This is a genomic window from Cutibacterium nasicola, assembly GCF_051303185.1.
Classification (GTDB): Bacteria; Actinomycetota; Actinomycetes; order Propionibacteriales; family Propionibacteriaceae; genus Cutibacterium.
On the sequence record NZ_JBPPGE010000001.1, the window covers coordinates 573,849 to 585,905 of the forward strand.

At 64.4% G+C, this 12,057-nt stretch carries 9 protein-coding genes and 1 pseudogene; all 10 read right to left on the reverse strand.

All coding sequences use genetic code 11. The features are described 5' to 3' along the window. Positions 1 to 121 precede the first annotated feature (121 nt). On the reverse strand, positions 122 to 1,369 hold the full coding sequence (locus ACSJJT_RS02705; protein WP_435916808.1) for a glutamate-5-semialdehyde dehydrogenase: 1,248 nt from the start codon (positions 1,367 to 1,369) through the stop codon (positions 122 to 124). A 58-nt stretch (positions 1,370 to 1,427) separates the two neighbouring features. Continuing rightward, on the reverse strand, positions 1,428 to 2,561 hold the full coding sequence (gene proB, locus ACSJJT_RS02710) for a glutamate 5-kinase (protein ID WP_435916809.1): 1,134 nt from the start codon (positions 2,559 to 2,561) through the stop codon (positions 1,428 to 1,430). After that, complete coding sequence (gene obgE / locus ACSJJT_RS02715; protein WP_435916810.1) at positions 2,554 to 4,071, reverse strand: GTPase ObgE; 1,518 nt, start codon at positions 4,069 to 4,071, stop codon at positions 2,554 to 2,556. The genes proB and obgE overlap by 8 nt, the downstream gene beginning before the upstream one ends. A gap of 102 nt (positions 4,072 to 4,173) precedes the next feature. Then, a pseudogene (locus tag ACSJJT_RS02720) lies at positions 4,174 to 5,898 on the reverse strand (MDR family MFS transporter). Between the two features lie 67 nt (positions 5,899 to 5,965). After that, positions 5,966 to 6,577 carry a TetR/AcrR family transcriptional regulator gene (locus ACSJJT_RS02725; protein ID WP_435916811.1) on the reverse strand — a complete coding sequence of 204 codons (612 nt, stop codon included), beginning with the start codon at positions 6,575 to 6,577 and terminating at the stop codon, positions 5,966 to 5,968. Positions 6,578 to 6,676: 99 nt separating this feature from the next. Further along, positions 6,677 to 7,294 carry a hypothetical protein gene (locus tag ACSJJT_RS02730; protein WP_435917045.1) on the reverse strand — a complete coding sequence of 206 codons (618 nt, stop codon included), beginning with the start codon at positions 7,292 to 7,294 and terminating at the stop codon, positions 6,677 to 6,679. Positions 7,295 to 7,524: 230 nt separating this feature from the next. After that, positions 7,525 to 7,794 (reverse strand): 50S ribosomal protein L27, encoded by a 270-nt coding sequence (rpmA, locus tag ACSJJT_RS02735; RefSeq protein ID WP_435916812.1) that lies wholly within the window; start codon positions 7,792 to 7,794, stop codon positions 7,525 to 7,527. A gap of 11 nt (positions 7,795 to 7,805) precedes the next feature. Beyond that, positions 7,806 to 8,114, reverse strand: coding sequence for a 50S ribosomal protein L21 (rplU, locus tag ACSJJT_RS02740; RefSeq protein ID WP_435916813.1), 309 nt, complete (start codon positions 8,112 to 8,114; stop codon positions 7,806 to 7,808). 159 nt (positions 8,115 to 8,273) lie between these two features. Further along, positions 8,274 to 11,048, reverse strand: coding sequence for an Rne/Rng family ribonuclease (locus tag ACSJJT_RS02745; protein WP_435916814.1), 2,775 nt, complete (start codon positions 11,046 to 11,048; stop codon positions 8,274 to 8,276). A 268-nt stretch (positions 11,049 to 11,316) separates the two neighbouring features. Next, positions 11,317 to 12,057, reverse strand: coding sequence for a TIGR03936 family radical SAM-associated protein (locus ACSJJT_RS02750; RefSeq protein ID WP_435916815.1), 741 nt, complete (start codon positions 12,055 to 12,057; stop codon positions 11,317 to 11,319).

Genomic DNA, 12,057 nt, shown 5'->3' on the forward strand with positions numbered 1-12,057 from the left:
CGCGATCAGCACCACCAGCGTCAAGATGCCGACGGCGGGGGCCGACGACTCCATCAGGAGAGGAACGATACTCATGGCGCCTCAGCCTATCCCACAACACGCCACGACAACCGACAACCGGTCATCGCCGGATCTGACCGTCCCCGTGCAGGACGTAGGTCGTCGTCGTCATCTCCCGCAGGCCCATCGGTCCGCGGGCGTGCAGCTTCTGAGTGGAAATGCCGATCTCCGCACCGAATCCGAACTCGCCACCGTCAACAAATCTACTGGAACAATTCACCAACACGGCAGCAGCGTCCACGCTTGAGGTGAAGAACTCCTGCGAGGACATCGACCTCGTGACGATGGTTTCCGAATGCCCCGACCCATGCGTGGCGATGTGATCGACCGCCTCTTCCACGTCGTCGACGATGCGCAGTGCAAGGTCCAAGGACAGGTACTCGTCGTCATACTCGTCGGAGACGGCTGGAACGATCCTCGGATCGAGCCGGGTGCTTTCGTCATCACCATGCACCGTAACCCCACGATCACTCATGGCGTCGACCAGCTGAGGCACAGCCAGCTCCGCGATCCCACGATGCACCAGGACAGTCTCGATGGCATTGCAGACGCTGGGGCGCTGGGTCTTGGCATTGACGGCAATATCGACCGCCATTCCCACATCAGCGCTGGCATCAATGACGAGGTGGCAGTTGCCAGTTCCAGTCTGGATGACGGGCACCTCGGCGCCGGTGACGACGGCGTTGATGAGCCCGGCGCCGCCGCGTGGAATGAGCAGATCGACGTACCCTCGAGCGGCCATCAATTCATCGGTGACTTCATGGCCGCCCTCGACGAGCTGCACCGCCTCACGGATCTCCTCGGGCAACCGAGACCGCATCGCGGCGATGACGGCACGGTTGGACTCCAAGGCCGAGGACGATCCTCGCAACAGGCACGCATTGCCGGCCTTGAGACAGATACCGGCGGCGTCAGAAGTGACATTGGGACGAGCCTCGTAGATGATCCCGATGACGCCAAGTGGCACCCGGACCTGCTCGACCTTGACTCCCAGCGGGGTGTGCCAGCCACGCACGACCTCACCGACGGGGTCGTCGAGCCGAGCGACCCCTTCCAGGCCGACGGCCATTCCCTCGACCCGTTCCGGGGTGAGGGTGAGACGATCGACAATGGCCTCGTCCATCCCGTCCTCACGGCCACGATCGACATCGGCACGGTTGGCGGCCAGGATGTCGTCGACGTTCTTGCGCAACCCGGCGGCCATGGCCATCAGCAGGTCGTCCTTGTCGATGCGACGCAGCCGACGCAACACCGTGGCAGCAGATCGGGCAGCCTTGGCCTGTTCGATGACTCGCGAGCTCATGGCCACATGGTATTCGTCAGGTGGGCATGGGCAACACCACCATGGTGACCACAGCGACGGTGAGTCACTTCTTGGTAGTTCGACGACGGCTCAACACCATGGCGTCGCGATGGATGATCTCCCGGGACGCCGCCGGGCCCATTTCCGCGGCCAGCCAGGCGCTCGAACGTCCTCTCATCACCCGCACCTCGTCATGGGAGAACTGAGCGATGCCGCGCCCGACGAGCCGACCGTCCGGGGCTAGGATCGTCACCGGATCACCCGCCTGGAAATCCCCGTGAACCCGAGTGACACCCACCGCCAACAACGACGAATGGCGTGTGGTGAGGGCCTCGACGGCCCCCTCGTCGATGACGATCTGGCCCTGCGGGGTAGCGGCGTCGGCCAGCCACAGCAGACGCCGGGACCGCCGCGTCGCCGTCGGTCGGAAGTAGGTGCCCACGGCTGCCCCACCCAGGACGCCACGGGCGTCCGAAGCCGATGCGAGCACCACAGGGACCCCCGCGCTGGTGGCCATTCGGGCGGCCTCCAGCTTCGTCGTCATGCCCCCGGTACCGACCCCGGATCCGGCCTTGTGGGTGTCGATCTCCAGCGCGTCAATGTCCTCGACGACATCCAGCCGACGGGCGTCCGGGGAATCCGGATGAGCGGTGTAAAGGGCGTCGACGTCAGACAGCAGCACGAGGGCCTGAGCGCGCACCAACTCAGCCACCAGGGCAGCGAGTCGGTCGTTGTCGCCGAACTTGATCTCCCCGGTGGCAACGGTGTCGTTCTCGTTGACGATTGGCACGACTCCCAGCTCGAGCAGGGTGTCCAGGGTCGACCAGGCATTTCGATAGGAGGTGGGGCGGACCAGGTCATTGACGGTCAGCAGTACCTGTCCGACCCGCAACCCGTGGCTGGCAAACCGTGACGTGTAGTGGGCCAGCAGGATTCCCTGCCCGACCGAGGCTGCCGCCTGCTTGCCGGCCACGCTCCGTGGGCGGTGGGTCATTCCCATCGCTGGGAACCCGGTGGCGATGGCTCCTGAGCTCACCAGGACGACCCGCTTGCCGTCCGCGACGACCTCGCTAAGCACGTCGACCAGCTCGTCGACACGGCGAACATCGATCCCGCCGCCGGGCAGGGTCAACGAGGATGATCCGATCTTGACCACCACAGTGGTGGCCGCGGAAATGACTCGACGTTGATCAGTCACGGCCCTCGAACCGCTCATCCTCGGCGACGCGGGCACGCCACGACTCACCCCGTGGATCGCGGCCGACCTGGCCGTATTCCTCACGGGCGCGGTGATATTCGCGATCCATCTCGCGACGACGGGTGGCCGAGGGACGCTCGGTCTCCAGACGCTGGTCCTCACCGCGGCGGGACAACAGCTCGGCACCCGACTCGATCTGCGGGGCGAAGTCGAAGATGACGGCGTCCTCACCACCGACGGCGACGGCGTCACCGGCAATGGCCCCCATGGCCAGCAGCTCCTCCTCGACGCCCAGACGGTTGAGGCGATCCGACAGGTAGCCGACGGCCTCCGGGTTGTTGAAGTCAGTCTGAGCGACCCAACGAGCCGGCTTGTCACCGGTCACACGCCACAGGAAACCGCCCTCACCGTCGCCCTGACGCTTGATGGAGAAGGCCGGGCCCTCCTCCTTGGGCCTGGGCCGGATGACGATCCGCTCCGGCTCGGGTTCGGGCTCGTCCTCGCGAGCCTTCTCGACCAGATCGGCCATGGCGAACTTGAGGGAGTTGAGCCCCTCTCCGGACTTCGTCGAGACACGGAAGACCGCCCAGCCACGCTTGCCGACATCGTCGAAGACGATGTCGGCCAGGTCAGCGGCGTCTGGGACGTCAACTTTGTTGAGCACCACCAGACGTGGACGATCCTCCAGGCCACCATGGGCAGCAAGCTCCCCCTCGATGACGTCGAGGTCGGTGACAGGGTCGCGACCCGGCTCGTAGGTGGCGCAGTCGATGACGTGGACGATGGCCCGGCAGCGCTCGATGTGGCGCAGGAAGTCAAATCCCAGCCCCTTGCCCAAGGAGGCTCCCGGGATGAGGCCCGGCACGTCGGCAACGGTGTACGTCGTCTCCCCCGCGACGACCACGCCCAGGTTCGGCACCAGGGTGGTGAAGGGGTAATCGGCAATCCTCGGCTTGGCTCGCGAGATCGCGGCGATGAGGCTGGACTTTCCGGCCGAGGGGAATCCCACCAGGCCGATGTCAGCGACGACCTTGAGTTCGAGCAGAACCTTGCGTTCCTCACCGGCTTCACCGAGGAGAGCGAAACCAGGAGCCTTGCGCGCCGAGTTGGCCAGCGCGGCATTGCCGAGGCCGCCACGGCCACCCGCTGCGACGACGAGTTGGGATCCCACTCCGACGAGGTCCCCCAGCAACTCACCGGTGTCGGCGTCGGAGACGACCGTGCCGTCGGGAACGCCCAGGATGATGTCGGATCCATTGGCTCCGGCCTGGTTGTCACCGCGTCCGGGCTCACCGTTGGTAGCCCTTCGGGTGGACTGCCAGTGATAGTCGACGAGGGTCGTCACCTGGGGGTCAGCGCGCAGGATCACCGACCCGCCATGCCCACCATTGCCACCGTCGGGGCCACCCAACGGTTTGAACTTCTCCCGCTTGACGGAGGCGCAACCGTGTCCCCCCTTGCCCGCCACGGCTGTCAGCGTCGCGCGGTCCACGAAGGAGGGGATGGCCATGTTCTGCTCCTCACAGATGGGGTCGGGCCGTCTGGCCCAAGGTGGATCACAAGTCTAGACGCCGGGACGCGCCACCCCATCCAGGTGGCGCGTCCCGAGCTGTCAGGCCTGTGCTGGTTGTTCCGGTCCAGCGCCTCGACGTGGCGGAGCCGCGTCAACCTTCACGACGCCTGCCCCGCGCCGTGGGATGGCAGTGGATTCCTGCATCGCCAGACCGTCCGAAACGTCAGCTCAGGCGCCCTCGGACGCGGCACGCATCTGAATACCAGTGTGGTGGGACAGCGGCACGTCCTTGAGCAGGAAGGCCAACAGACCAGCGGCAGCAACTATCGGGGCCATCCACAGGAACAGCGGGGTCAGCGAATTCACGTATGCCTGAACGATGCCCTCTCGAATCGCATCAGGCATCTGATTGACGGCCCCTGGGGTCAGCGAGGCGACACCGTGGCCGTGGGAACTCATCGAGCCGAGGGTCTCGAGGACGGCTGGATCCTTGCTGGAGGCCAGCGAGGCGAACAGGTCGGTGACGCGGTCGGTCAGTCGGGTGGTGAAGGCCACACCGATGAGGGAGGATCCCAAGCACACCCCGATCTGACGGAAGAAGTTGTTGTGGCTGGTGGCCGTCCCCAACAGAGTTGGGCGGACGTCGTTCTGCACTGCCATGACGAGCAGCTGGAAGAACATGCCCATGCCCAGACCGAGGATGAAGGTGTCACCCATGATCCACCAGACCGAGGAGTTCTGGTTCAGGGTCGACATCAGCACCATGCCCCCGGCGGCAACGATCGGGCCCATGATGATGAAGATGCGGTAGCGACCGATCTTCGAGGTCAGCAGACCGGTCACCGTCGAGGACAGCAGGATGCCGATCGTCATGGGGATGAGCAGCAGACCCGAGACCGTGGCCGAGTAGCCGTAGGTCATCTGCATGTAGGTCGGCAGGTATGCCAGCACACCGAACATGGCGCCCATGGCGAGCATGCCGATGATCGTGGAGACGACGAAGGTACGGTTGTGGAACAGCGTCAACGGCAGCACCGGATCCTCGACCCGGCGCTCCACGACGGGCAACAAGGCCCACGCGATGACGGTAACGGCACCCAGGCCGATGATCTGCCAGGACAGCCAGTCGTACTGGGAGCCGCCCCAGGTGGCCACCAGCACGATGGTCACGGCGCCGATGTCCATGAGGGCGAGCCCGAGCCAGTCGATCTTAGTCGTCAGCTCGTGCTTGGGCAGCTTGAGTGCAACGAAGCAGGCACCCCAGGCAACCACACCCAGCGGCAGGTTGATCCAGAACACCCAACGCCAGGAGATCGAGTCGGTGAACCAACCGCCCAGTAGCGGGCCGAGCACCGAGGACACACCGAACATCGCCCCCATCGGCGCCATGTAGGCGGCACGAACGCGCGGCGGGATGAGATCGCCAGTGATGGCCTGCGACAAGATCATGAGGCCGCCGCCACCCAGGCCCTGGATGAAGCGGAAAAAGATGAAGGTGATCATGGTGCCAGCGGTGCCGCACAGAGTAGACCCCAGCAGGAACAGACCAATGGCGATGAGATACAGGGCCTTACGACCGATCAGGTCGGAGAGGCGCCCATAAAGCGGCATGCCTACGGTGACGGCCAGGGTGTACGCGGTGATGACCCAGGCCATGTGTTCGACGCCAGACAGGTCACCGACGATGGTCGGCAAAGCGGTGGCGACGATTGTCTGGTCCAGGGAGGACAGGAACATCACCATCATGAGGCAGAGGTAGACAACCCAGAACCGGCGGTCTGGTTTGAACCTGGCAGCCTCAGCAGCGGCAGCAGTTGCAGACATGTCACAGCTTTCTGATGTTGAATGGGAGCGTGTGGCGCGTTGTCGCGCAGGTTGTGGCGAGCGTTCCTCACGAGCTCGTGGCTGGCACCTGGTCGCCGGCCAACTCCGCGGACAGCCTGACCCAGGCGTCAACGACCCAGTCAATGGTGCCGACCACCTCGGCTGAACTGGCCCCAGGACGGACCATGACCGCGTGAAAGGCCGCACGTTCCATCGCTTGGATGGTGCCCACGAGGGCAAGCACCTCGAAGGAGTCCTCGGAGCGGCCGATCCGGCGCGCGGCTGCGCTCATGAGGGCTGCGAGTTGGCAGTCAACTGTCTCCTTCAGAGACATCCGAAGCTCCGTGCTCTCCCCACTGATTCTCACAAGCTCACGCAAGTCGTCGAGGTCGACGTCAGAGTTCCGCCACCTGGCATCGATCAGGGTGCGAATGGCGTCGCCCAGTGAGGTCGAGGTATCCGTCGCGAAAGTATCGAGGGCCTCCTGCGGATAGGCGATCACCGGGGGCAGATAGACATCGTACTTGCACGGGAAATGGTTGAACACAGTTCGTCGTGACACCCCAGCACGTTCGGCGATGTCGTCGACCGTGACCTCGTCCACCGGCTTCTCGACCGCCAATTCCATGGCGGCACGGCGAATAACGCCCTGAGTGCGGATTGCTGTTGGCGAAGTCACATACACAACTATGCACCCCGTGCAGTTTTTGCATCAAGTGCACACCTTGCACTTCGTGCATGATGCGTCACGCTCTCGGTGAACGAGGGTGTGGGAAGGTCAGCGAAAGGCGTACCAGGCAGCTTTGAGACATGGCCAGGCGCGTTGTGCTGATTCCTGCCACTGCTCCAGCGAGCCGGTGGCCCAATGCACCCACGACGCGGCTTCCTGACCTGCCGAGGGCGTCAGCCACACCACCCCGATGACGACGGTGAGCACGCTCGCAACAAGGGCTGCTGCGACCATGCGGGCCCACATCCCTCGACGCTGGCGCACTCCGGAGACACTGCGGTGAGTCCGCGAAAACCACCTGGTAAACAGCGCACCGCCTAGTGCGATGACGAGGCTGGTGACCGCAGCGCCGATCATCGTCCCACCGATACCTAGCCCACCAACGATGCCAGTCGCAGCCGCAGAGGCGCAGGCACCAGCAGCCACCTCGTACAGGCGAGGCCCCTTACGAGCCTTGGGCTGAGGACCAGCCCCTACGTCGTGATCCTCAGGAGCCTGCGATGTGGCCGATTGACCTGAGCGCATCCGTGTCAGGGGTCCGGTGACCCTGGGCAACGATCCCGTCGACACGATGGTCGGGGCGTCCGATCCCTGCTCGATCCGGTACAGCCACTGTTCATCCTCGCTGAGATCCCGGTTGCCCACGATTGTCCAATCTCCCCTCATCGCGTCGTTCACAACGACCAAGTTTTGAGAGTAGGTCGATACTGCATCACTTCCAGCCTTTGAGCCGCAGTGACGACTACAGTCGCGCCGAGGATCCGACGGTGGTCGCAATTGTCGACACACTTTTCAGTGAACACCGAGTCGATCGCACATTTTTCTTGTGGTGGCTACAGGCACAGATTGGCCCCCGCCTTGACAGACGGGGGCCAATCCCATTGATCTCGTGGAACTCAGGCCTCGGCCGGGACCTCCACAGGGTTTACGTTGACAACCTTACGGCCACGACGAGTACCGAACTCGACATTGCCGTCACGCAGGGCGAAGAGGGTGTCGTCGCCACCGCGGCCCACCCCGTCACCGGGGTGGAAGTGAGTGCCACGCTGACGCACGATGATCTCGCCAGCATTGACGAGTTGACCGCCGAAACGCTTCACGCCCAGACGCTGAGCGTTCGAGTCACGACCGTTGCGCGAAGAGGACGCGCCCTTCTTGTGTGCCATGTCTGTCTACCTCAGCCTTCGATTCCGGTGACCTTGACCTGGGTGTACTTCTGACGGTGCCCCTGGCGCTTCTTGTAGCCGGTCTTGTTCTTGTACCTGAGGATGCGGATCTTCGGGCCCTTGGTCTCACCGAGAACCTCAGCGGTGACCTTGACCTTTCCGAGCGCGTCCTTGTCGGAGGTGACGGACCCGCCATCAACCACGAGGAGCGGGGTCAGCTCGATGCTGCTGCCCGCCTCGTCGGCGACCTTGTCGATCTCGACGACGTCACCCACTGCCACCTTGTGCTGGCGGCCGCCACTACGCACAATCGCGTACACGCCTGACCTACTCTCGTTCTTGTCGTGCATTTCCGGGACCGGAACCAACGGCCCCGGACAAACCTGACCGACGACTCACGTCGGACCGGCTGCTTATTTTACATTTCCTGTGGTGGACGGTCAAAAACGAATGTCCATCGCCCTTGTCCGGGCCCGTCCTCACTTGGAATGGGACTTGCCCGAGGAGCCCTTGTGGCCGCGTCCGCGACCCTTGGAACGCTCGCCACCATCGGCCGGGGCCTGGGAATCCACCGGCTTGTCGAAGCGGTGGTAGCCACGGCCACCACAAGCCTCGCACTCCTCGGTGAAGGCCTCGGCCAGGCCGGTGCCGATCTTCTTGCGGGTCATCTGGACCAGACCCAGCGACGTGACCTCGGCGACCTGGTGGCGGGTGCGATCCCGTCCCAGGCACTCGGTGAGACGACGCACCAGAAGCTCACGGTTGGTCGGCAACACCATGTCGATGAAGTCGACGACGATGATTCCGCCGATGTCGCGTAGCCGCAACTGACGGACGATCTCCTCGGCCGCCTCCAGGTTGTTGGCGGTGACGGTGGCCTCGAGGTTGCCGGCAGATCCGGTGAACTTGCCGGTATTGACGTCAATGACCGTCATGGCCTCGGTGCGGTCAATGACCAGCGACCCGCCCGAGGGCAGATAGACCTTGCGTTCCAAGGCCTTGGCGATCTGCTCGTCGATGCGGTGCCCGGCGAAAGGATCCTTGTCGGCGTCCTCCCAGTGGGTCAGACGCGAAGCCATCTCCGGGGCGACGTGATCGACATAGGCCTTGATGGTGTCATAGGCGTCGTCCGAGCCACCGTTTCCTGCAATGACGAGTTCGGAGAAGTCTGCGGTGAACAGGTCACGGATGATGCGCACCGTCAGGTCCGGCTCCGAGTACAGCATGAGCGGCGCCTTGCTGGTGCTGGCCTTGCGCTCGATGATCTCCCACTGAGCCTTGAGACGGTTGATGTCGCGGACGAGATCCTCCTCGGTGGCTCCCTCTGCGGCAGTACGCACGATGACGGAGGCATCCGACGGGATGTTGTTCTCGACGATCTTCTTGAGACGCTTGCGCTCGGAGTCGGCCAGCTTGCGGGAGATTCCCGACAGATGTCCACCGGGCGAGTAGACGACGAAGCGTCCAGGCACTGAAATGTGGCTGGTCAGACGAGCACCCTTGGCACCCACCGGGTCCTTGGTGACCTGCACCAGAACCTGGTCCCCTGACTTCAGGGCGTGCTCAATGCGCTTGTCCTCGCCCTCCTTGCCATACTTGGCCCAGTCGACCTCACCGGCGTAGAGCACGGCGTTGCGGCCACGACCGATGTCGATGAAGGCGGCCTCCATCGAGGGCAGGACGTTCTGGACCTTGCCCAGGTAGATGTTGCCGATCGACGACGTGGCCGAGGCGCGGTCGACGTAGTGCTCGACGAGGACACCGTCCTCCAGCACTGCCAGTTGCGAGTACTCGTCGGACTGACGGACAACCATCTTGCGGTCCACCGACTCGCGGCGGGCCAAGAACTCAGCGTCTGTGATGACGGCGCTGCGTCGGCGACCGGCGGCACGCCCCTCACGGCGGCGCTGCTTCTTGGCCTCCATACGGGTCGAGCCCTCGATGCCGGTGACCTCGTCAGCCACCGACTGACGCGAGCGCGGCTCACGAACCTTGATGACGACCTCGCTGGGATCGTCGTCAGAACCGCTGATGTCCTCACCGCGGCGGCGCCGACGACGGCGACGACGACGCGTGGCATCCGAACTCCCGGGCTCCGAGCCATTCTCGGTGCCGTGCCCTGAGTCGTCATTGTTGTCTGACTCGTCCTCGGAGGACTCGTCCTCGGTGCCCTCGCTGCGACGGCGACGACGTCCGCCCCGACGACGGCGACGACGGTTCTGGCCCTCCTCCTCGAAGGTGGTGTCCTCGGACTCGGAGGTCGTCTGCTCCTCAACCGACTCAGCGGTCTTCTCGTCGGACTTCCCATTCTTCTTGCCGGAGCCCTTGCGGTCCTTGGCCTCACCCTTGTCCTTCTCGGGCTCGGCCTCGACTGCCTCCTCAGCGTGGTTACCGACCTCGGACGGACGCGTGGCGCGACGATGACGCTTCTTCGGCACCCCGGCATCTCCCCCGCCAATCTCGGTAGCCAGGGAGTCGAGGATGTCAACGGTGGATCGCTCCTCGCCATCCTTGGATGCAAACGGGTTGGCCAGGGTGCCCTCAACCTTGTGGCCACGGGCCCGAGCCTTGGCCTTGTTCAGGGCAGCATTGATGGGATCCTCGCCATCGAATCCCTTGTCCCTGGCACCCTTGTCAGCCTTGACGGTCGCCTTCTCCTCGACGGACTCCTCAGACTTGTCAGAAGCCCGGGAGGAGCGACGACGAGTGGCACGACGACGCTGGGAGGTTCCACGCTCGGTCTCGACTGACGGAGCGGTCTCGGATGCGCCACGACGGGTGGTGCGGGTCTGGGAACCCTCGTTCGTCTCAGCAGCGGACTCGGTGCTGCCCGCCTCCGCCGGGGACTCCTCCTCGGCGGCTGCACGAGTGCCCCTGGCCCTCATCCGGGTGGACTTGGCAGCGGTGTCGCCGGTGCGACGGCTACGGACGCGACGCGGCTTCTCAGCCTCGGGAGTCGTCTCTTCGGTCTTGGGCTCGACAGCCTTGGGTGCCTCGACCTTGGGGACCTCAACCTTGGTGACCTTGCGGCGCCGCCCCATCGGCGGGCGAGGAAGGTCAGACGCCTCGGCGTCAGAGGTGACGACGGAGCTGCCGGTACCGGCAGCGGTGATCACCACCGGGGCGCTTTCCGTTTCGACCTGGGCAGGAGCCCCGGCAGGACGCGATGCGGCCCGACGGCGTCGAGCAGCAGGAATCTCAGCGGTGGAATTCTCGTCGGAATTCAATGTGGTGTTGTCAGTCTCGTCGAGCATTGTGCTCTCCTTGGCCTTTCGGCACGGTCAGTGCCCACCCGGGTAACGGCCCTGCGGAAATCCCACAGTCGTGTGCAAACGCCTCGCGCTGTACTGACGGCGTCACTGCCCGGCATGGGGCACAAGCTTGCGGTGAGCCCTCGAGTTCCCCGCGGTCGCCTCTCGGCGTCGCGGTATGAACCGTCGAGTGGGGCGGTACCCCTTTCACCTGGCCCCAGTATGTCACGTCACCGGGGTTGATGCCAGAAACCGCACAGTGGCGACGGCCTCACCACACCGTCGCGGCAGTTCTGGTGAATGGGTCTACCAGGGTCGTCGACACTCCGCTGGCGTTCTCCTCGCAGGCGCCCTGCGCGAGTCGCGTCATTCGTGCCGCATCGACGTCCAACGCCGGGCACTTCTCGGCCAGAGCACGCAGCACGTCATCAGGACGAACCAACGGAGTGACGTGACGCAGCATGAGACGCAGCTTCCCGTCCGCGACGTCCAGACCGATGAGAGCAGCACGGACGTCGAAAGTGCGTATACCGGACCTGGTCATCCGCTCCACCTCGACGGTGTCGGCTGCCATGACGGCGTTCACGGCCTCGTCCAGCCCTGCCACCTCACCAGCGGGGTCGATGAACCACGCTGACGCCGTCAGCAGGTCCGTGAAGGGGGTGCGATCAGTCTCCACAACCTCCAGCACCTCCATGCCAGGCGGCATTTCCCGGCCCAAGGCCGTCAGCACCTTCCCGGGATCGCATACCTGAGCCAACGCAACCTCGAGATACTCAGCCTCAGATGCAGCCCCGGTCGCTGCGCCATTGGCATAGGAAATTCGAGGATGCGGATTGAACCCTGACGAATACGCCATCGGAATATGTGCCCGATTCAAAGCTCGCTCAAAGGCGCGAGCGAAGTCACGATGAGAAGTGAACCTGGCGGTACCACGCTTGGCATACCGCATCCTCAGCCGCTGCTGCGGCGGGGCCTGCTGTTCTGGCTGTTGTTGCGCGCGCCTCGACAT

Bases quoted from the DNA above. Each gene is read 5' to 3' on its own strand.
- obgE (WP_435916810.1), bottom strand. From the start codon at position 4,071: ATGGCCATCCCCTCCTTCGTGGACCGCGCGACGCTGACAGCCGTGGCG.
- ACSJJT_RS02730 (WP_435917045.1), bottom strand. From the start codon at position 7,294: ATGAGGGGAGATTGGACAATCGTGGGCAACCGGGATCTCAGCGAGGAT.
- rpmA (WP_435916812.1), bottom strand. From the start codon at position 7,794: ATGGCACACAAGAAGGGCGCGTCCTCTTCGCGCAACGGTCGTGACTCG.
- ACSJJT_RS02745 (WP_435916814.1), bottom strand. From the start codon at position 11,048: ATGCTCGACGAGACTGACAACACCACATTGAATTCCGACGAGAATTCC.
- ACSJJT_RS02750 (WP_435916815.1), bottom strand. From the start codon at position 12,057: ATGTCGAGGCGCGCGCAACAACAGCCAGAACAGCAGGCCCCGCCGCAG.